Genomic DNA, 21861 nt, shown 5'->3' with positions numbered 1-21861 from the left:
GCGTAATGGGAAATTTGTCATGGATTTCGACCTTTTCAATGCTCAATCAGCAGCTCCCAGCCCTGCCAAAGCGCTGGATATGTTTCCCCAACTCAGGGACTTCAGTGCGTCGCTGGGAAACACCCCGCTCGTGGAAGTGCCGGGGCCACAGAACGGAGGTCGAATCTTCGCCAAGCTGGAGTCGAAGAACCCTTCCGGGTCGATCAAGGATCGCGTGGCCTTCGGCTTGTTCTGTGATGCGATCAATGCTCACGACTTTGATCAGGGCCCGCTCAAGCTTCTTGATTCGTCGGGTGGCAACATGGCCAAGGCTTTAGCTCATTTGGGGCATCTATGCGGCCTGCCCGTGCACGTGGTGATACCCGACTCAGCGCCAGAGGTATTGCTTCAATCCTTGAGCGATAGCAACGCGATTGTCACGAAGGTGGACAGCAGCCATTTTCTGCTTGGCATCATCGCCCGCAGCCAGCAGATCGCCTGCACGGAGCCAGGCTGGACCTTGCTATCCCAGCATCTGAACTTGGTAAACACATCGGTGCATCAGTATCACACCGGCGCCGAGATCTGCCGTCAGCTCGACGGCCGACGCCCCGATGCCTGGGTAGCAGCCATCGGCACTGGAGGTACGCTTGCCGGCGTATACGCAGCGCTGGCGCAGCAAAACCAGGACCTGCGCGTCGTCGGGTGCACGCCTCGCGAACTGCCATTTGGCACGATGGAACCTCCAAACCGAACTGCCAGATTCGCAGGCGCAGGAGGATTTGGTTTCGGGTTCCGGCAACCGTTTGTCTCGTTGATTCCCTACGAAGTGCCGTTCCAGACCGTCTCACACGAGGAGTCTCTCAAAGCCATGTTCCGGTTCTTCGAGGAAACCGGCATCCCAATTGGCGGTTCGGCCGCGGCCAACTGGATCGTCGCGTGTAACGTCGCCTCTGAACTCGACAAGGAGGCCAGTGTAGTCACCATCTTCCCCGACGCCGGCAGCGACGCCGACCGCGAGCGGGGCCGGCAGTTGCTCGATAACGAGCGTCAAACGACAAGGAGCTAATGCTATGCCCATTAATGAACAAGACATGATGTCAAATCTGGTGAGCCTGGCCGATCTGGCCAGAGCTCAGTTGGACCTTCCCGACGGGCTCAACAAAGCCCGGCAGATTGTTGCAGAGCGCATAGGCACCGATCGCTTCGTCATGCTGCCACTGCTTGAACTCAGCGATATTCAGTTCAAGGCACAGGCTGACGACAGGCCCACTGTGGGCGATGTCAACTCGCATATTGATCGATGGATCGGGGATGACGGCGTCGAAATCGGCACCATCAGCGGCGAAGGTTGGAAGATCGCAAGCCTGGATAAAGACGTGATCTCCTATTATCGGGAAACCGCAGATACACGCTTGGGCAGAATCGAGACAGCGGGGGTCTGGAATTCATCCGCCATTTGGCAAGGGCGATGGCAATCATTGTTTGCCACCGGTGTCACCGGTGAGGTGACCGGGATGATTGGGGTACGGCAACTGTATCAAGAGGTCCCGCGCGAGCGCTATCGGGCCTTTGTATTGCTGATTCCGATCGAAGCGGCCGACGAAGCGATTCAGGGCCGGGTACGCCGCGGATACACGACTGATTGAATTCGGAGGTCGCATGTACGATCAGCACGTGGACCGCGACATTGCAGTCATTGGTATGGCTTGCAGGTTTCCTGGCGCCAACACCCTTGAGCAGTACTGGCACAACCTGGTGAACGGCGTCGAGTCGGTAATCGAACTCGGTGATACCCCTACCGATGCGCAGACCATGCCATTTGCCGCACCGTTGAATGACAACGTACTGTCATTCGATGCCACGTTTTTTGGCGTGGGTCATCGTGATGCAGCCTTGATGGACCCTCAGCACCGACTATTCCTCGAGTGCGCGTGGCATGCGCTCGAGCATAGCGGTATCAAGCCCGGGCAAATGCCCGACACCGGTTTGTTTGCCGGCTGCAGTAGCTCAGCCTACCTTGGCCACTTGCAAGCGTCCGACCTCATGGAAAAATTCCAGCCGTCAGGGTTCGAGCTGCAAATTACCAATGATAAGGACTACTTGGTCACGCGGGCGGCGTGGCACCTGGGCATAGAGGGGCCGGTACTCGGTGTGCAGGCAGCCTGCGCTACATCGCTCGTCGCCGTCGCAGAGGCCGTCGAGGCCTTACGCGCAGGGCGATGTCGAGTAGCGCTGGCCGGTGGATGCACGTTGCGGTTTCCGCAACGTGCACCTTACCGGACTCAGCGAGGCATGATCTACGCACAGAATGGCCACTGCATGCCTTTCTCCAGCAAAGCGACAGGGACGGTGTTTGGCAGCGGTGTCGCGCTAGTGGTTCTGAAACCGTTATCCCTGGCGCTCGCTGAGGGGCAACGCGTGTTAGCCGTAATCAAAGGCTGCGCCGTCAACAACGATGGCGCCCGCAAGGTGGGTTTCACCACCACCAGCGTCGACGGACAACGACGCGTGATCAGCGCGGCCATGCTCGATGCCCATCTCACGCCCATGGACATGCGGGCGATGGAGGCGCACGGGACCGGGACAATTGCCGGTGATCCCATTGAGTTCAACGCATTGAACGACCTGTTTGCAATGCCCGGGAAAGGACACAACTCCTGCGCACTTGGCTCAGTGAAGGCCAACGTAGGGCACCTGGAAACATGCGCGGGCATGGCAGGGCTGATCAAGGCCGTGCTCCAGATCCAGCATGGTTTCATAGCGCCACAGATCCACATGGACGAGGTAAACCCTTCGATAGCATTGGATGCCAGCCCGTTTTATTTTCCCGCAATCGCTGAGCCGTGGCATACGACGGATAGTCGCAGCGCCATTGGGGTCAGTGCTTTTGGAATCGGCGGGACAAATGCGCACATAGTGCTGGCGCGTTCGCCACAAGCTCTCGATGAGACGACGACCGCCGCGACCGATTTTCCTTCAGTCATTCCCGTAACCGGGCAAAGCGAGGCTGCCTGCCACAGGTTGATACGGGCCTACCGCGCAGAACTCGCCGGGCTCCCCGCGGACCGCACGGCGTGGAGCGCCCAAACCACGCGTCGAGCGCTCAGGTATCGCGCAACCTTGTGTGCGGACAAGGACGGCGCACTGCAGGTCGCTGACCCGGTACGCGATACCGGCCGCCGCAAGCCGGACATCGTTTTCCAGTTCCCGGGCCAGGGCAGTCAGTTCCTCGGCATGGCCACCGGCCTGGCCAAGTCGAACCGACATTTCGCAAGTGATCTTCATGCCTTGGTACGTCTGCTGCGAGAACAAGCGGATGTCGATGTCTCCTTCCTGCTGGATGGAAATGCTGACACCGCCCTGACCGATACCGCGACGGCACAGCCCGCGCTCGTTGCAGTTCAAATCGCGATGGCCCGGTTCCTCATTCGGCACGGCGTCGTACCTGACGCAATCGTCGGTCACAGCGTGGGCGAAATAGCAGGCGCCTGCATCGCCGGAATGCTGACCGCCGAAGAAGCACTGCTGTTCGCTGCTCGACGGGGCAGGTTGATGTCTGAATTGCCAGCTGGCTCCATGCTCGCCGTCTCCATGAGTGAGCAAGCCTGCCGGGATTGGCTCGCGGACGACGTTTCGCTAGCCGCCGTCAACGCCACAGAGGCCTGCGTTCTCTCCGGTACCAAGGCCGCGATCGAGCGCATACAGCGCTCATTGACCAGCCTCGGCATACGTTGCCGTGGTTTGACGGTATCCCATGGGTTTCACTCGTCCATGATGGCCCCCATCCTGGACGAACTGGCAGCCGCCGCGCCGACCGCCAAGGCGGCGCCTTCGGATATTCGCTTCCACTCGACCCTGCACGGCACAGCATTCGACTCGTCAGACCGCCTCGACGGAGCCTACTGGGCGCGGCACGCGCGTGAGCCGGTGAGATACCTGGAGGCGCTTACCACCATTGCGGTTCGTGAAGGGACGCTATTTGTCGAAGTGGGCCCCGGCACGACCTTGACGGCCTTGACAATGGCACTGCGGCCGCGAGACACCGCGATTCGCACGATGCGTGGCGAGCGAGACAAATCGCCAGAGCATGAGGTGTGGCATACCGCGCTTCAGAAAATCTGGATGGCCGGTGTGGACATTGACTGGCGCCCGTCGTGGAACCTGCCAGCCAGAACCATCCCGTTAACGCCCTACCCCTTCGACCGACAACGTCACGGCGTGACGCTTGAGACGCAGGGCAGCACACCTCTTACGGCCGAACCCGCACAGCAGCCTGAGTCGCGAAGGTACAACAGCGTTGCACAGGCCGCTGCCGCACTTTGGGAGAAGGTCACCGGGACGCCTCCATCCAGCCAGTATCAGTTGTTCAGTGACGATGGCGGGGATTCCTTGGCGGCGTTCCAACTGATTGCATTTGCAGACTCCGAACTCGGGGTCGTGTTGAACGTATCTGACTTCCTGGCTGATCCCACACCGTCGGGCCTATGTACATGCCTGACGGATGCCGGCGCCGCTAACAGCATTCACATTCATTCTAAAGAAGGGAACGCATAGTCATGGCAACCATCACTCATCCAACGTTCGGTGTCTATGAAGTCGAAACTGTAGTGGTAGACAGTCAGAGTTCATTCACCATCGCCTGCTCGCCCCACCGGCATGCGATGCCCAGCAATGGAGGTATCCGTTGGAGTCGATATAAAACACTGTCACATCAAAAAGATGAAGCAATCATGTTGGCAAGTGCGATGGATCTGAAACATGGTTTTTATCGAACCGGCTTCAGCGGCGGGAAAATCGTCGTAAATAGCAGTGCGCTACCTGATGAGGCCCCACACGTATTCGATGCCATCGGAGAAACCCTGAACCGCTATGCCGGCTCGATGTACACAGGGTGTGACATCAATACAAGCAGTGCGCATATGACGTACCTGAGAAAATCCACCCCGTGGATTCTGGATGCCATGGACAGCCCTCAGATCAGCACGTCAATTGCCACCGGATTTGGTGTCTGGAGTGCCCTGAAGGCGGTACTGAAGTGCTCACCGAGAATCAACGGAACGCCTCTTGTAGCCATTCACGGCATGGGCAAGGTGGGCTTTGAAGTTGCCAGGCAATGTCTCGCCCATGGGTACAACGTGATCGGCTTCGACGTAAAGCCCATTAGCGATATTCCGGCCGGCCTGTGCATGTTGAGCGAGGAGGATTTCTGGTCAAGCGCCCCGGATGTACTGTGCATTGCGTCCCTCTCTAGAATCCTTGATCTGCCCACGGTTGAACGTATACGCGCGCGCTGGGTTATCAGTAGCTCCAACACACCGTTTGACAGTACTCAAGCAGAAGCGAGGCTTCTGGCGCGTGGGGTTGGTTATGTTCCTGATTATGTAAGCAACGCCGGAGCGGTTATCTGTGACAGCATCGAGCGATCGTTCCCTGATGTTTTTCGTGCGATGACACAGGATCAGGCAAACAACTATACAGGGGCATTGATCGGTACTAAGACCGGCGAGTTGATCAAACGGGCAGAACTGCTGGGATGCAATATTCCCACACTGTTATCGCGAACCTATTTTCATGCCGGAAATAATGTAGACCTCGACGTATCCCAACGGCACGATCCGTCTATCCACGCTGATATAGACGCGCGCAGCTTCGCGGTTTAGACATAAGAGGACAATGAAGGGGATAGCTGTGGGTTTGTTATAACTGGCGGCACCGCTGGCCCATCACAAGCATTTAAACTTTAAAGATCTCGCACATACCCAACTTATCTGGAAGAGCCATTCTTCCAACGTATTTAATTTGCTTGACGCGTCACGCAGTAACCGGGACTTCCATTACAACCGAGTCACTACGACCCACGCGCGTATAACGCCGCTCGATTACCTGACGAACCCCAAAATATAACTAATTGCAGTGACGTTTTTTGTCGCCCACTCTAATTATCAGGAAGATACGATGTCCCCCAATACGCCAGAGACACACTACGATGTATTAATCATCGGCGGAGGAATACTCGGTCTCGCCAGCGCTTACTATGCGACAGCCAGAGGATTAAAAACATTGGTTGTCGATCAGTACGGAATAGGCAACGACACCAATAGTTCCAAAGGCCTGGAGCGAATGTTCCGCTTGATGCAAGACAACGAGTCCGAAGCCCGGCTGGCCGAAGCGTCACTTGCAATATGGACAGAACTGCAGCGCGCGAGCGGAAAAACCCTGCTTGCTTCGGACGACCTTATCTTCTTTGGCCATCGGGATGCGCCGATGACTACCGAAGGTAACGTGCAACACATCAAACACACCATGGATAGCATGGGCATGCCCTACGAATACCTGGACTCCCCCGCCGCTATTCACAAAAGATTTCCGATGTTCAATCTGGCAGCCATGCCTGACGACTACGTAGGCCTGGTGCAAGCGGCAAGCGCGTCCATCAACGTGCAGGAAGCGGCCAGGACTTTTCTATTCGCCGCCCGGCAGACGGACCTCCTGCACGTATTGGATAAGCATGCCGTGATCCAGGTCGCCCCTCTTAAGGACCAGGCTGGCTATACGCTGCTGACTGAGGCTGATGGTCGCTCCGTGACCGTCCACGGAAAACATTTGATCACTTGCCCGGGAGTATGGGCAGATTCGGTGTTGAAGGGCTTTGGTCTCAAGCAAGCGCCCGGCTGGAAGATCTGGAAGATGAGTTACGCCTATTGGCCACTCAAGGAAAACCCTCCGAAGATTCCTATCTGGTTTGAGTTCGGGAATATCGATGCAAGCGACCAAGGTACGTTTTACGGCTTCCCACCCCTGGACTTCTCGCCAGACCGGCACAACATGGTAAAAATGAGCGCCGACTACACCTACGACACTTACGATGCGCCGTCAGCAATTCAACCGGGCGTGAACCCAAGATTGATGGAGGAACTCGTTGCGCACCTGGATCAACTGATTGCCCCCAATGCCGTCGACGCCACTCAATACCAGCATGCGGGGACGTGCCTTTACTCGATGAGCCCGGACGGCAAGCTGGTGATCGGGCGTATCCCGACGGCACCCGGCCAGCAGTCATTCCATGCCGGCGCCTCGATGTGCGTTATGGAGTCAGGCCGAGCCTTCAAATACGCGCCATTGTTTGGACGTATATTGGTTGAACTGGCTGTCGATGGGCACACCCGGTATCAGCACGACCTGGATATATTCTCGTCCACTCGTGATGGGCTGTTCGAACCTTCAACGTAACAGCGCTAAAACGGGGCCCATTACGAAGCGCGGTTGGTGCTCTCCCTTTCGTCTGCGCATCGTCAACACCGATAGGTGCCCTGCTTCCAGGCAAGGGCACCGTTCACCCTGCACGCCAACAGCCCCTGAAGTACCGCCCAAAGAACAACCAGGCTACGGCTTGACCAGGCCCAGGTTTTCCCGGAAGCAGCGTCCTTCGTAACGCCTTCTGAGCAGCCCGCGCTTCTGCAGGAGCGGAACGACCTGCGCCACGAACTCGCTCGCGCCTCCCGGTAGGTGGGAGAACATGACGTTGAATCCATCGGCGGCCTCCTGCTGCAGCCACAGTGCCATCTGGTCAGCGACCATTTCGGCGGTCCCCACCATTTCCAGGCCCTGGTAACCGCAGACCCGCCTTGCCAACTCAAGAACGCTCAAGTTTTCCCGCGCCGCGAGCCGCACCACACGATCACGGCCGCTCTTGCTCGCATTGCTCTCGGGTATTTCAGGCAGTAGGCCTGCCGGATCGTAGGCAGAAATGTCGTGCCCCAACGCAATGGAGAGCGTCGCGAGGCAACTCTGATCATCTACCAGCTCATCCAGCCTCGATCTTTTGCGTTGCGCCTGCTCAAGATTGTCGCCTAATACGACAAGGACTGCGGGAACGATTTTCACCGCATCCGTGCGGCCTGCTGCCATAGCTCGTGATCGCATGTCAGCATAGAAAACCTGCGCAGATGCAAGATCGGTCTGATAAGTAAAAATGACTTCGGCCGTCTCTGCCGCAATCTGCCGCCCCGCTTCGGACGCACCGGCTTGTACTATGACGGGGCGCCCCTGAACAGGTCGAGCTACATTGAGCGGGCCTTTCACCGTGAAGTGAGGGCCTTGGTGATTGAGTGTATGCAGCTTGGCAGGATCAAAGTAGATGCCATTGGCTGCATCCATGTAGAAGGCATCCGCCTCCCAGCTTTCCCAAAGCCCCTCCATCACCTGCGAGAACTCTCGGGCGCGGCGGTACCTTGCGCCATGCTCAAGGTGGGACTGCGCGCCGAAGTTGGCTGCCTCGTTCGGATTACTCGACGTGACCAGATTCCACCCAGCCCTACCTGCACTGATGACATCCAGTGAGGCCAGGCGGCGCGCGAGCATGTACGGTTCGTTATAGGTGGTACTGGCGGTTGCGATCAGCCCGATGTGCCGCGTCACTGCCGCCAACGCCGGAAGCAGTGTCAATGGATCAAGCGTAACCACGCTGGAGCTTCGCATGAGCGTGTCGACGGAACCTGCGCGAACCGCAAGTGAGTCAGGCAGAAAGAGCCCATCAAACCGACCCTTCTCAAGGATTCTGGCGAACCACTTCATGTGCTCGAAGCGTCTGTGGAAGTCGGGTATGGCACCCGGATATCGCCAAGCGCCGGCATGAATGCTGGGCATGGCCAACAGGATGAGTTTCTTGAGTGGTCTGGTCATTGTAGGGTGCTCGTCATGGAATTCGGTGCTCGCAAAGACCGATCCACAATCAGGAATGGAGCCCCTTGCGAGCAGTATTCGAGGCGCGCTTGCACGCCGTAGACTTTTTCCAGCAACGCCGGTGTCAGGACATCGAGGGGGCGGCCGGTGGCATGCACCCGCCCTTGATGAAGGACCACCACGTGGTCCGCGAAGCGCAATGCGTGATTGATGTCGTGAATGGCCATGACGACGCACATCGAGCGCGCTCGCGCCAACCGACGCAATAAATCGAGCACATCGAACTGGTTTTGCAAATCCAGTGCGCTCGTGGGCTCATCCAGTAACAAGACACTGGGTGCGCGGATCATTGCCTGGGCAATCGATACAAGTTGCCGTTGGCCGCCGCTCAATGCGGCCAGCTCGCGGTCGGCGAGCACGTTAATCTCCAGCGTCTGGAGCATACGGGTGACCTCATCCAACTCACTGCCATCAACGCCCCAGCCGCTGCCCTGCTTGCTCGCAAGCAGCACTGCTTCAAACACTCGCAGCGAGGAGTTCATGGAAATATCCTGGGGGACGTGTGCGGGGCGGTTGCGATGATGAATGGACCAGGTCTCGACAGCCTGCCCTGCCACAGTCACGGTGCCAGCGCCACCCAGCTCGCCCGCAATCCGGCGCAGCAGCGTGGACTTACCGGCAGCGTTCGAACCCAGCAGCGCCGTGATGCTACCCGCCGCCATGGGCCCGAAGCTGACGTTCTGCAATACCGCATGGCCGTCGAAGGCTACCGACACGTCCGCGATGTTGAGCAGTGCAGTCATCGCGTCTTCGCTCGCAGAATCAACGCAAAAAACAAGGGCACGCCCACCAGGGATGTCACTATTCCAATCGGCAGGGTTTGCCCGGCGACCAGCGATTTGCTCAGTACCGAGGCCGCCGACAGCATGCATGCCCCACATAGCGCAGAGGCCGGGAGGAGAAAGCGCTGGTCCTCGCCTACCAGCATTCGGGCAATATGCGGCCCCACCAATCCAACGAACCCGATGGTGCCCACAAAAGAGACGCAGATAGAGGCGAGCAGACTGCTGAGCAGAATGCCGCGCAGGCGCAGGCGCGCTACGGGAATCCCCAAAGCCGTCGCCCGGGCCTCTCCGAGTTGTAATGCCGTCAACGCCCAGGACTGGCGGGCGAACGTAAACGATACGATCAGGAGAATGACACTCATGATGCCGAGCTTGGGCCACGTAGCACGCGAAAGACTGCCCATTGTCCAGAAGACGACAGCAGACAGCGCCTGTTCGGGACCGATGTACTGCAGCGCCTCCAGCAGTGCCGAGAACGTGAAGACCAGGGTCGTGCCCAACAGTATGATCATTTCGGTGGTGATACCGCGTTTGCGACTCAGGCGATGAATGAACAAGGCCGCTGCCATCGAAACGAGGAACGCATTGACGGGGATGGCGTAGGCGACAGCCGAAGCAGGCAGAACGCTTACCCCCAATATCAGACCGAGTGCGGCGCCAAAACTCGCCGCGGCCGACAAGCCCAAGGTGAACGGGCTCGCCAGGGGGTTGCCGAGCACTGTCTGCATTTGCAAACCCGCAATCGACAGACTCGCGCCGACGACCAGAGCCGATAGCGCCACGGGTAGTCGGATGTCCCAAAGTATCACGCTCACCTGGCTCGACGACGCGTCTTGCATCAAGACGGACAGCAGCTCCATCAACCTGTAATGCGCCGGGCCTATGGAAAGGTCGATCATGAAAAACACAAGGGTAAGCAGGCCAATGCCGACGATCATGCTCAAGCGGCGTTTCGCCAGGCGGCTGTATAAGCTCCGCCCGCGGGTGAGTTCGGCCTGTGTGCCGATGGCTTGCTTCGTCATAGTGATGCTCCATCCAGGCTCAGCCAATAACCGGGCTGATAAGGAACCGGAAGAAAACGCGCGTGGAACTCGCGAAACGTAGCGTCCGGATCCAGCGATGCGAAGAGTTCGGGATGAAGCCACTTTGCTATCCGCTGCAGTGCGACAAAGTAATACGGATTGTCATAGAAGGGATGCCAGATGGCGTGGACCCTCCCCGCCTTCACCGCCGACAACGAACGATATGCCGGCCGGCGCATCAACCGGCGCAAACGCGCGAGCCCTTGCGCGGAGTCGGCGCCGGGTCCGAGGTTGACCCAGTCTCCCGCAGGCGAATAAAGCGACCAATTTGCGCCGGTCACCAGGATGACATCCGGGTCGCTGGCAATAACCTGCTCGGGATGCAAGGTACCAAAAGTACTGTGCAGGAAATGAGAACCGAGGTTGTCACCTCCAGCGACTGTCACAAGCTCACCGAAATTGCCTTCGCCGTAAGTCAGGCAGCAGTCGTCATACAGACCTGCGGCACGCTCGACCATTACACGAGGCCGCGTTCGAACGTTTTCCAATGGCACCGTGACACGTTCGATCTGCTCTTGGCGAAAACGCAGGAATTCGTCGGCACGATCGGTTCGCCCAAGCAGTGCACCGAGGATCTGCACGCTTCGCACGGTGTTATCAAACATCTTGGTGCGAAAATCAACGAACACGATCGGAATGCCCACCTGTGTCAACCGTGCCATCAGGCCCGACGACTCGGCGGCGGCCTTTGAACTGAGGTTCATGATCACCACGTCCGGCGCCAACGAAATCGCTAATTCGCTACCAATGGAGTCGAGCGTCGCGGCCGGAAACGATGGAATGCGGCCCATCTCGGGAAACTTCCGCAGATATGCCCGATAGCCATCCAGGTCCGCAGCCTTGAAGTTCTCGCCCCAACCCACAACATCAGCAAATGGCCGGTCCGGAAGCAGCACCGCCAAGACGTAAGCCAGCGTGCCGTCCCCCAGCAGCACCCGCTTCACAGGTCGATCTATGTGTACATCACGGTCAGCAACATCCTTGAATGACACACGTGCGGGCGCAGCGGTGAGACTTCGAGAAAGGCTGATCAACATTCCAGCCGCCATCAGGCGCCCCAGAACACGGCGCCTTGAATACAGAACATCGCCCATTTGGCTCACCAGCGGTAAGTGAGAGAAGTGGTGGCCGTGCGATCCTGCCCGACAAAGCAATACAGGGCCGAGGTACAACTTGCGACGTATTCCTTGTTAGTCAGGTTGCTGACATTGAGCGCCAGCGAAGCGCCTTCAAGCGAAGGCGCAATTGAACCAAGTTCATAGTTCAACGCCAGATCAAAAAGCGTGACCGCCGGAACCTTGAACGTGTTCGCTGGATCGCCGTACGACGCGCCCAGGTAACGCGAGCCTGCTCCGATTTTCAGGCCGGACAAAGATCCGCGTCCTATGAGGTAATCAAGCCACAGGGCAGCGCTGTGTCGGGGGGTTTGTGTCAGGCTGTTGCCTTGGTAGGTCGTATCCTGGACCAAGGCGTTATCCAGGTAACTGTAACTGGCAAGCAGATTAAGATTTTCGACCAGCTCGGCAGTGGCTGAAAGATCGACACCACGGCTGCGCACCTTGCCCGCCTGGGTGTTGAACCCCAGATGGGCCGCATCGGCGGTTTTGACGTTGGTCTGTTCCAGATTGTAAATGGCGGCCGTCAGCAATGTTCTGGAGTCGGCGGGGTGAAACTTGATGCCTATCTCCGTTTGTGTCGTTTCAGTCGGGACGAACGCACTCCCGTTGTAACCGCTGCCTATCAACGGATTAAAAGACGTGGCATAGCTCACATAGGGAGAAATGCCGTTATCAAACTGGTAACTCAGGCCTGTTCGCCCCGACCACTTCCCGTTGTTCATCTTGGTGGAGACCGAAGTAGGGGAATAACTTCGCGTCACGTCGTCTGTTTCGGATTTATCGTAGCGTGTGCCCAACGTCAGACGCCATCGGTCATAAGAAATCTGATCCTGTACATAGACGCCCAAGCGATCGAACTCCTGTTTCTCGGACCAAGGTGCTGCGCGGCTTGCCGTGAAGTCTGGTTTGACATGCGGGCGATAGTCCGAGCCGTAGGGGTCAACAAGATAAGGGCCACTGCTATAGAGGGCACTGGTTACAGTGCCCGAGGCAAAATCGGCACCCACGATAACGTCGTGCTTAGTAGGCCCGAGCTGGAGGCTGCCACTGACATAGTTGTCCATCGAGAACGTATTGGAACTGGAGGGGGAAATCTCATAAGTGTTTTTTAGCAGTGGCTTGCCATTGACCACCGAATACCCGTAGACAACGCTTCTTTGCAAATCCGAGGCGATATGCATGTAGCGCATAGTGCTCGTCACCTTCCAGTCGTTGTCGAAAGAGTGGGTGAAGTTGGAGCTGATGTAATTCTGTTCGCGGGACGAGTCATCAAACGACATATCCCGGTAGTTCCTGTCCCGATCTATTGATGGATAGGGACTTTTATTCAGCCCAAGCAGATTGGCTGGCAAAGAGTTGTAGTTCGGTATTTCGGGCTCCCGAGAGTGAACAAGCTGGACAGTCCAAGAGGTTTGCTCCGTCGGCTGCCACGTCAGCGAAGGCGCAAGATAGAGCCTTTTGTGGTGTACATCTTCGATCTGGTCATTCGCCTTCAACCCTGTCGCGGTAAAGCGATAGAGCAGCGTCCTGTCACTGTCGAGTGGACCGGTTGAATCCACGCCAAGAAACGTACGGCCGAAGCTGCCAAATTGTGTCGTGACCTCATGCGACTCCACCTCTTGGGGCTTGCGAGTTACCTGGTTGACTATGCCTCCGCCGGTTGATTGCCCATAAAGATAGGACGACGGTCCTCGCAATACTTCGACACGCTCCAGTGTGTAGGGATCGACCTGGGGCGACCAACTGCCAGGGTTACTGATTAAGCGCAGCCCGTCCAAATAGTAATCGGCTTCGACGCCGCGGATTTTTGTGAAGTCGAGCTGATCTCCGAAGGCCCCGTATTTTTCGCTATTGGCGCCTGCCGTATAGCGCAGTGCCTGGCTGGTCGTTTTTATTTGCTGGGTATCCATCTGCTCGCGCGTGACTACCGACACGGATTGAGGAATTTCCAGGATCGAAGTGTCGGTCTTGCTGCCCAACCCGGATTGTTCCGCAACATAACCGTGTACGAGACCGGATTCGCCTCCCTTGGTGCTCACCCCAGTGACACTGGTGGCCGGCAAGGTGACCACACCTGCAACGGGTGGGATTGGATCATTCTCGGTCGTGCGCTGCGCAAGGTCATCAGCGTGAGCCATTTGATAAGCACACAGGGTTAGCGCAGAGGCGATCACCGCACACTGCTGGGCGGTGCGGAAAAAGTAGTTTGGTTTCGAGCATGGAGAGGGATGAATCAGCGGCCAGTTGTTCATTCTGTACACGGCGTCAAGCGGATTGGGAGGCAAATCCTATCCACTGACTGACTGACAGTCAATGTAAATGAGAAGTAACATTAACTGTGCCTTGCGTGCCTGTGTAACCACTGCAGCTCAATTACCGGGCGGGACTTGTATGGACCCGTGCAACGAGGGTGCTGCCGCGCCTGCGCAACGATGTGAAAATGCCCCCAAAGCCACCATTTTCCGCAGAAGGGATAAGGCATCATGTCGATGCCCATTGGCCAACAGTTCAATATCATGGGGTGATCCAAGACATGCATGAACTTGGTGATGCTTACCACCGCGTAGCGTGCCCGGGCCACCCTTTGATGAGCGATCAACGACGACATTCTGTCGGAAATCGCCACTCAAGAACCTGATACACCTGGGGGCAAAACGGGGGCATATCTGAAACTTATCTGCCTGAAAACACAGCGCTAGAGCCTAGTCAAAATATTCTCCGGCGATCCTGACAGCCTCTGATAAACCGCCTGCGCAACCCGCTAATAGCCAAACAACGACTTACTCTCCAGATACTCATCAAACCCACACTCCCCCCACTCGCGGCCGTTGCCCGACTGTTTGTAGCCGCCAAACGGTGCAGCCTGGTCGGCGCGGGCGCCATTGAGGTGGACCATGCCGGTACGCAGTTGACGGGCAATCCCCAGGCTGCGTTCAAGGCTGGCCGAGGTGACGTAACCGGACAGGCCGTAGGGGCTGTCGTTGGCGATGGCGATGGCCTCGGCTTCGCTGTCATACGGGATGATTGCCAGGACCGGGCCGAAGATTTCCTCACGCGCCACCAGCATGTCCGGGGTGACATCTGCAAATATCGTCGGCTGCACGTAGTAGCCACGCTCAACGCCTTCAGGCCGACCTGGCCCCCCGGCGACCAATCGCGACCCTTGGGCAATGGCCTGGGCGATCATGTGCTGTACCCGTTCGTACTGCATGGCGTTGGCGATAGGGCCAATGGCCGTGCTCGGGTTGCTGTCGTCGTAACACATCTGCGCGAGCACGTGCTGGGCAATCTCAATCACCGCCTGTTGCTGTGCACGCGGCACCAACAGGCGTGTCGGTGCATTGCACGATTGGCCGCTGTTACGCATGCAGCCCAACACCCCATGGCGCACTGCGCTGGGCAGGCTGGCATCGTCGAGCAGGATATTGGCGGATTTGCCGCCCAGCTCCTGGGACACTCGCTTGACCGTCTGTGCCGCCGCCTGGGCCACTGCAACGCCGGCGCGGGTGGAGCCGGTGAAAGACACCATGTCCACCTCGGCATGGCGCGCCAGCGCAGCGCCCACCCCCGGGCCGTCGCCGTTGACCAGGTTGAATACCCCTGCGGGCACCTCGGCCTCATGCAGCACCTGGGCAATGATCCGGGCTGACAACGGCGCACGCTCGCTGGGTTTGAGCACCACGGTGCAGCCCACCGCCAGCGCTGGCGCGAGCTTGCAGGTGAGTTGATTGAGTGGCCAGTTCCAGGGCGTAATCAGGCCGCACACGCCGATGGGCTCGCGCACCACCAGGGTGTTGCCCAGGCGCCGTTCGAAGCGGTACTCGCGCAACACTTCCAATGCCTGCATCAGGTGGCCCAGGCCAGCCGGCACATGGGCGCTGCGGGCCAGGGACAGCGGCGCGCCCATCTCCAGGTGAACCGCTTCGATCAACGCTTCGCTGTGGCGCTCGTAGGCTTCGATAATGCGTTGCAGCAGTTCGATACGCGCCTTGAGCGAACTGGCGGCGAACCCCGCAAACGCTTGCCTGGCCGCGCCGACCGCACGCTCCAGGTCATGGCTGTCGCCAAGGATGATGCGCGCTACCACCTGCTCGGTGCGCGGGTTTACCACGGATTCGATGGTGGTGCCGTGGGGCTTGACCCAGGCGCCGTCAATGTAGAACTCAAACAGATCCGACATCCCTTGCACTCCCTTCAGGCAACGTGTTTCAGGGCGCTGCCCAGGGTGTCGAACACCAGGGCAATCTCCTGCGGGCTGATGAGCAGTGGCGGCGAAATCACAATTGTGTCGCCCGAGCCGCGCACCAGTACGCCATTCTCGAAACACCACTGCGCAACTTCGCTGCCCCGTGCGCCTGGAAACCCTGGGCGCGGCTCGAGTTCGACGGCGCAGAGCAGGCCGATAGCACGTACGTCCAGCACCGCGCCGACGCCCTGCAGCGCAAGTGCACTCGACTGCCACAGCCCACTCACGGCGTTGACGTGTTGGTTGAGGCCCAATTCGCGATGCACCTCAAGGGTCGCCAACCCGGCTGCGCACGCCAGCGGGTGCGCTGAATAGGTGTAGCCGTGCATCAGTTCGATAACATTGGCCGGCCCGGCCATGAACGCCTCATACACCGCACCGCTGACCAGTACGCCGCCCATGGGCACCGCGCCGTTGGTCAGGCCTTTGGCCGTGGTGATCAGGTCCGGGAGCACGCCGAAGGCTTGCGCGGCAAAGGGGGCGCCGACGCGGCCAAAGCCGGTGATCACCTCGTCGAAAATCAGCAGCACGCCGTGCCGCGTGCAGATCTCGCGCAAACGTTGCAAATAGCCCAGGGGCGGCGGATAAACGCCGCCGGAGCCGGTCACGGGCTCGACGATCACGGCGGCCACGGTGCTCGGGTCCTGGATATCCAACAACTGTGTCAACGCGTCGGCGTAACTGGCGCCCTGTTGCGGCTGCCCGACGCTGAAACGCATGCCGGCGTCATAGGGCAACGGCAGGTGCGAGACCTCGCCCAGCAGTGGGCCAAAGTCACGCTTCTGACGGCCGATACCAGAGACCGACAGCCCACCGAAGCCCATGCCATGGTAGCCCTTGGCGCGCCCGATAAACTTGGTCCGGCGGCAATCGCCACGCGCCTGGTGAAAGGCCCGCGCGATCTTCAGCGCGGTGTCCACCGCTTCAGACCCTGAGTTGGTGAAAAACACCTGCTCCATGCCGGCGGGGCTGACGTCGATCAGGCGCTCGGCCATCTCCAGGGCCTGGGGGTGGCTCATCTTGAATGACGAGACAAAGTCCAGGCGCCCCGCCGCTTCGCGAATCGCCTCGACGATTTTCGGCTGGCCGTGCCCGGCATTGACGCACCACAGCCCGGCCATTGCATCGAGTACACGGCGCCCGTCGGTGGTGGTGTAGTACATGCCATCGGCACTGGCGAACATCATCGGCTGTTGCTGGAACTGGCGCATCGGCGTGAATGGCGCCCAGAACCCGCGATTCACGCGCGCTGAAGGCTGGGAAAGATCGTTCATAGAGACTCCTGCAAAGCAATGATGGGATGGCCGGTCAGCGTCGGGCGCTGCAACGGGCCTGCGTTAACGTTGACGCTGCGGTCCACAGACAACCTGCCGTGTTCGATACGGCAGGTGACCCGGTCACAAAACGCCGTCTCGACAAACTGCCAGGTCATGCTCAACACCCCTGCTTCGGTCCAGCGCGCCTGCGCCACTACCGGGGTGAGCTCCGGCTGGTATTGGTGATGCAGATAGTGGCCGGTCATGCTGGTCCGGCTTTCGATGCCGGCCACGAGCCCGGCACGAATGCAATGGGTGCCACGGGGGTCGGTGAGGTAGAAATCACAATGCTCCGGGCCAAACTCCAGGCGCACTTCGCTGACCTGGTCTTCGTTGGCCTGCATGACGAACGTGCCACTGAATTCGGCCTGGCGCGGCGAACTCGCGGCGCCAGACATGACGGGCCGCTGTTGCCGCTGTTGCCGCGCCAGCAGCGCCGCCAACCCGGCATCCGTCGCGCCGTCAGTGGGCACACCCAGCGCCGGCACCAGATGCTCCCACAGCAGGCTGTGCAAGCGCCGCTCGCCCAGCGCCAGCCCGGCGGTGAAGGCAATCACCGCGTTATGGCGCGGCAACACGATGCACTGCTGGCCAAACACTCCGGAGGCGTAGTAACCACCGTGCAGGGTCATCCACCACTGGTAGCCGTAGCCTTCGCGGCGCGTGACAGCCGCGTCGCTAGACTCGTCACGGCCCAGGTAGCGCTTGCCATCGAAGGCGCCCATCCATACATCGTCGACATGCCCACGGGTCGCGTCGGCCACCCATTCCCGGGACAGCAATTGCTGCCCCTCCCAATGGCCTTGTTGCAAGTGCAGCACGCCGAACTTGAGCAAGTCCTCGGTGCGGCAACTGAGGCCGTTGCCCCCGGTGTTGAAGCCGCCCGGTGCAAGGTCCCACTCGATGGGCCCCATGCCCATGGGCTGGAAGATGCGCGCGTTACACAGGGCGTACGCCGTCTGGCCGCTGACCACACTGACAATCGCCGAGAGCATGAAGCTCGACGCACTGCTATAGATGAACCGCTGCCCTGGCGGGTCTTCGACCGGCTCATTGAGGAACAACCGCACCCAACTGTCAGTGCGCCCGCGCCAGGCGCCACCGGAGATGCCCTGGCGATGCCCGGTGCGCATGGTCAGCAGATCCCGTACGGTCATGGCCGCCAGGTTAGCGCTGATGGAGGCCGGGCAATCGGCGGCAAAAAAGTCCACCACCTTGGCATCCAGCGACAACACACCGTCATCCACCAACAGCCCGACCGCCATGGACACCCAGCTTTTGGTCGCCGAGTGCTGAACATGCAAGCGTGCGGCGCTATAAGGCGCCCAGAACGCTTCGGCCACTACCGCGCCATCGCGGTACAGCATGAAACTGTGTAACTCCAGGCCCGCAGCGTTCACCGCATCGATGAAATCACTCACGCCACGCGCCGATACACGTTGTTGACTGGGCAGTGCCCGGCGCAACGGCAAACTCGTCATCTGATCTATCCCCTCATTTGCACTGCTTGGGCGTGCAACAGGCTGCTGTTGCACGCCATTACCGCTACCAGAGCGCCACGGTGTAGCCCAGGATCACTCGGTTTTCGTTGGTGTCACGGGCGAAGTTGCTGGTGGCGCTGGCGTTCTGCCAACGCAGCGATACGTCCTTGAACGTACCGCTCTGCACCACATAGCCCAGGCTCAAGTCCCTCTCCCACTCGCGCCCTTCGCCGTCAAAGCCGATGACCTTGGCGTTATCGCCCTTGGCGTAACGCGTGGAGAACAGCAGGCCCGGAATGCCCAGCGCAGCGAAGTCATAGTCGTAGCGGGCATGCCACACGCGCTCACGGGTCTGGGAGAAGTTGGCCAGTTGGTACTCGCTGAACAGGTAAGTGTTGGTACCGTCCACATAGGTGAACGGCGTCGAACCGTACTGCTCCTGGTAACCGCCGCTGAGGTTGTGGCCGTACAGGCCATAGCCGATGCGCGTGCTCAGCGCCCGGTTATCCACCTTGCCGGCCAGGGCTGCGGCGTCTTCGCTGGCGCTGAAGTAGCGGATGTCCGTCTTCAGGGTGCCCGGGCCCCACTCGAGGCTGTTTTTCAAGCCCAGGTAATGCTGTTGGTACAGGCTTTCCAATTGTGCGAACTGGTAAGTCACGAAGGTCGTCGGCGTGAGTGCGTATTCGCCGCCGGCGAAGCGGAATTCATCGCTTTTGGCGCTGCTTTTGTAGGCGCCGTATTGGCTGGTAAGCCCCATGTCCTCGTAGTGGGTCGAGTCGCGCTGCTTGACCTGGTCCAGTTGACCGGCGGTCAGGGTCAGCTTGTCGATGTCCTTGGAGGTGAGTGCCGTGCCGCTGAAGCTCTGCGGGAACAGGCGGCTCAGGTTCGGCTGCAGGGTCGGCAGGTCTGGCACCATGTAACCCACGCGCAACTCGCTCTTGGCCAGGCGCGCCTTGCCGGTGAGGCCAAGTTTGGAGTAGTTGTCATGGGCTCGGCGGGCGTAGCTGGGAGCGCCGGGCTCGGCCATGCTGGAGCGCGCCAGCAGCCCGGTGCCGGAGTTGTCCGGGCTCGAATCGAGCTTGATGCCCAACATCCCGACCGCGTCCAGGCCAAAGCCCACGGTACCGTCGGTAAAACCCGACTCGAGCTTGAGGATAAAACCCTGTGCCCATTCGGCACGCTTGTTCTGCCCGCTGGATTCGCGGTAGTCGCGGTTGAAGTAGTAGTTCTTCAATTCCAGCGCGGCTTTGCTGTCGGCGATGAAGTCGGCCTGGGCAAACAGGGGCATGAAACCGGCCCCCATGACGCTGGCACTGGCGACGACTTTGTTGATGCGGTTATTCATGTGTAGGTTCCTGGCAGACAGGTTGAGTGGAGTTGTTTTTGTTTTCTTCGGCCATGGCTTCGCCCGCTTCGCAAATCGGCGATTTGCGAAGGGTTGGGTTTTGATGCCGTGGCCTGGGGTGCAGCAGTACCTAAATCACACTGGCACGGAGGCGGTAGCTGCCGTCCGCGCGTTTCTCCAAGGGGCTGGCCGCCGCAAGTAGCCGGCGGGTGTAAGGGTGTTGCGGGGTGTCGAAAATCGTGTCACGCGGGCCCATTTCGACCACCTCGCCCTGGTTCATCACCGCCACGCGGTGGGCAATACGCTCCACCGCCGAGAGGTCGTGGGAGATGAACAGGCAGGCAAAGCCATATTGGCGTTGCAGACGCTCGAACAGTTCGAGGATCTGTTTCTGGATGGTCATGTCCAACGCCGAAATCGGCTCGTCGGCAATCACCAGCTTGGGCCGGCGCACCAGCGCCCGGCCGATCGCCACGCGCTGGCGTTGCCCGCCGGAGAGTTGATGGGCAAAGCGCTCGCGAAACTGTTCGGGCAAGCCCACGTCGACCAGGGTGTCGGTGACCCGCTGACGTTTTTGCGCGGCCGTCAGGGCCGGCTCATGGCGCAGCGGCTCGGCGAGGATCTGGCCGACCGTCATGCGCGGGTCGAGGGACGAATACGGGTCCTGGAAGATCATCTGGCATTGCAGGCGATGCGCGCGGTTGGCGGCGTTGAGGATATCCACGCCCTGGAACAGAATCGCCCCGGCGCACGGGTTGACCAACCCGACGACCGCACGCCCCAGGGTGGTCTTGCCCGAACCGCTGCCACCGACCAGGGCCAGGGTCTCGCCCGGCGCGATGCTCAGGTTCACCGAGTGCACCACGCGCTTGGGCACGCTGCGCCCCCAGAAACTCCGTGGCCCCGGGTGCTCGATACACACATCCCGGACCTGCAGCAACGGGCTGTCGGTCGCCGGCAATGGCCCCAGCGTCCCACGCCGGGGCAGCGCTTCGAGCAACTGCCGGGTGTATTCAGCCTTGGGGGCAAAGAGGATGTCTTCGATACGGCCCTGCTCCACCGCCTTGCCCGAGCGCATCACCACCACTTTATGGGCATACCGCGCCACCAGGGACAGGTCGTGGCTGATGAACAGGATCGCGGTGCCCTGCTCGCGGGTCAGCTCCAGCATCAACTCGATCACGTCCAGTTGCGCCAGGCAGTCCAGGGCCGTGGTCGGTTCGTCGGCGATCAGCAGCGCCGGGCGCAGCAACATCACCGAAGCCAGCATGATGCGTTGGCGCATGCCGCCGGAGAATTGGTGCGGGTAGGATGCCAGGCATTTTTCGCCGTCCTTGATGCCGATGCGTTGCAGCATGGCGATGCAGCGCCCGTGGATCGTCGCCGCATCCAGCGCGGTATGCAGCTTGAGCGCCTCGCTCATCTGCCGGCCAATAGTCAGCGCGGGGTTGAGCGAGACCATCGGTTCCTGGAACACCATGCCGATCCGCGCACCACGCACCGCACGCATGGCCTTGGCATCGCTGCTGTCCAGCGCTTGCCCCTGGAACAGGATGCGCCCGCCGCACACTTGCATGGGTGCCGGCAGCAAGCCAATGGCGGCGCGGGCGGCCATGGTCTTGCCGCTGCCAGACTCGCCCACCAGGGCGACGATTTCGCCAGGGGCCATGGTGAAGCTGAAGTCGTCGACGGCCAGCGGACCGTCCACGCCAACGCGAATCTGCAGATTTTCAACGGCCAGTAAAGGCACTGGAGCGCTCATGC

15 protein-coding genes are annotated in these 21861 nt (G+C 59.7%); 5 read left to right on the top strand and 10 right to left on the bottom strand.

What is annotated here, in order from left to right; translation table 11 throughout:
- The first annotated feature begins 19 nt into the window (after nucleotides 1-19).
- The 5 genes from ACO77H_RS14125 to ACO77H_RS14105 all read left to right on the top strand — a co-directional run bounded on the left by ACO77H_RS14125 (nucleotide 20) and on the right by ACO77H_RS14105 (nucleotide 7212).
- The gene (locus ACO77H_RS14125; protein WP_169951527.1) at nucleotides 20-1048 is read left to right on the top strand and encodes a pyridoxal-phosphate dependent enzyme; all 1029 of its coding nucleotides are present in this window, start codon (nucleotides 20-22) and stop codon (nucleotides 1046-1048) included.
- Between the two features lie 4 nt (nucleotides 1049-1052).
- On the top strand, nucleotides 1053-1628 hold the full coding sequence (locus ACO77H_RS14120; RefSeq protein WP_169951525.1) for an allene oxide cyclase barrel-like domain-containing protein: 576 nt from the start codon (nucleotides 1053-1055) through the stop codon (nucleotides 1626-1628).
- 13 nt (nucleotides 1629-1641) lie between these two features.
- Nucleotides 1642-4536, top strand: a complete 2895-nt coding sequence (locus tag ACO77H_RS14115) for a type I polyketide synthase (RefSeq protein ID WP_432755719.1) — start codon at nucleotides 1642-1644, stop codon at nucleotides 4534-4536.
- Between the two features lie 2 nt (nucleotides 4537-4538).
- The gene (locus tag ACO77H_RS14110) at nucleotides 4539-5642 is read left to right on the top strand and encodes a Glu/Leu/Phe/Val dehydrogenase (RefSeq protein ID WP_169951521.1); all 1104 of its coding nucleotides are present in this window, start codon (nucleotides 4539-4541) and stop codon (nucleotides 5640-5642) included.
- A 295-nt stretch (nucleotides 5643-5937) separates the two neighbouring features.
- Nucleotides 5938-7212 carry an FAD-dependent oxidoreductase gene (locus ACO77H_RS14105; RefSeq protein ID WP_432755718.1) on the top strand — a complete coding sequence of 425 codons (1275 nt, stop codon included), beginning with the start codon at nucleotides 5938-5940 and terminating at the stop codon, nucleotides 7210-7212.
- 153 nt (nucleotides 7213-7365) lie between these two features.
- Here ACO77H_RS14105 and ACO77H_RS14100 read toward each other — a convergent pair whose 3' ends face one another.
- The 10 genes from ACO77H_RS14100 to ACO77H_RS14055 all read right to left on the bottom strand — a co-directional run bounded on the left by ACO77H_RS14100 (nucleotide 7366) and on the right by ACO77H_RS14055 (nucleotide 21859).
- Nucleotides 7366-8664 carry an LLM class flavin-dependent oxidoreductase gene (locus tag ACO77H_RS14100; RefSeq protein ID WP_432755717.1) on the bottom strand — a complete coding sequence of 433 codons (1299 nt, stop codon included), beginning with the start codon at nucleotides 8662-8664 and terminating at the stop codon, nucleotides 7366-7368.
- Nucleotides 8661-9467, bottom strand: a complete 807-nt coding sequence (locus tag ACO77H_RS14095) for an ABC transporter ATP-binding protein (protein WP_432755716.1) — start codon at nucleotides 9465-9467, stop codon at nucleotides 8661-8663. The genes ACO77H_RS14100 and ACO77H_RS14095 overlap by 4 nt, the downstream gene beginning before the upstream one ends.
- Nucleotides 9464-10531, bottom strand: a complete 1068-nt coding sequence (locus ACO77H_RS14090; RefSeq protein ID WP_170041448.1) for a FecCD family ABC transporter permease — start codon at nucleotides 10529-10531, stop codon at nucleotides 9464-9466. The genes ACO77H_RS14095 and ACO77H_RS14090 overlap by 4 nt, the downstream gene beginning before the upstream one ends.
- Nucleotides 10528-11685 (bottom strand): ABC transporter substrate-binding protein, encoded by a 1158-nt coding sequence (locus ACO77H_RS14085; RefSeq protein WP_432755715.1) that lies wholly within the window; start codon nucleotides 11683-11685, stop codon nucleotides 10528-10530. Before ACO77H_RS14085 ends, ACO77H_RS14090 begins: the two co-directional genes overlap by 4 nt.
- A 5-nt stretch (nucleotides 11686-11690) precedes the next feature.
- Complete coding sequence (locus ACO77H_RS14080; RefSeq protein ID WP_222932587.1) at nucleotides 11691-13961, bottom strand: TonB-dependent siderophore receptor; 2271 nt, start codon at nucleotides 13959-13961, stop codon at nucleotides 11691-11693.
- Between the two features lie 509 nt (nucleotides 13962-14470).
- Nucleotides 14471-15889, bottom strand: coding sequence for an aldehyde dehydrogenase family protein (locus tag ACO77H_RS14075; protein ID WP_432755714.1), 1419 nt, complete (start codon nucleotides 15887-15889; stop codon nucleotides 14471-14473).
- 14 nt (nucleotides 15890-15903) lie between these two features.
- Nucleotides 15904-17229, bottom strand: coding sequence for an aminotransferase class III-fold pyridoxal phosphate-dependent enzyme (locus ACO77H_RS14070; protein WP_432755713.1), 1326 nt, complete (start codon nucleotides 17227-17229; stop codon nucleotides 15904-15906).
- Nucleotides 17226-18752: a serine hydrolase domain-containing protein gene (locus ACO77H_RS14065; RefSeq protein ID WP_432755712.1), complete on the bottom strand. Its 1527-nt coding sequence runs from the start codon at nucleotides 18750-18752 to the stop codon at nucleotides 17226-17228. Before ACO77H_RS14065 ends, ACO77H_RS14070 begins: the two co-directional genes overlap by 4 nt.
- 64 nt (nucleotides 18753-18816) lie before the next feature.
- Entirely contained in the window at nucleotides 18817-20097 is a 1281-nt protein-coding gene (locus ACO77H_RS14060; protein WP_432755711.1) for an OprD family porin, read from the bottom strand.
- Nucleotides 20098-20227: 130 nt separating this feature from the next.
- Nucleotides 20228-21859, bottom strand: coding sequence for an ABC transporter ATP-binding protein (locus ACO77H_RS14055; RefSeq protein WP_432755710.1), 1632 nt, complete (start codon nucleotides 21857-21859; stop codon nucleotides 20228-20230).
- Nucleotides 21860-21861 lie beyond the last annotated feature (2 nt).

The organism is Pseudomonas sp. WMBT8 (genome assembly GCF_050916005.1).
Taxonomy (GTDB): Bacteria; Pseudomonadota; Gammaproteobacteria; order Pseudomonadales; family Pseudomonadaceae; genus Aquipseudomonas.
Note: the sequence above shows the minus strand (reverse complement) of the source record. Positions and strands in the feature narration are given on the sequence as shown.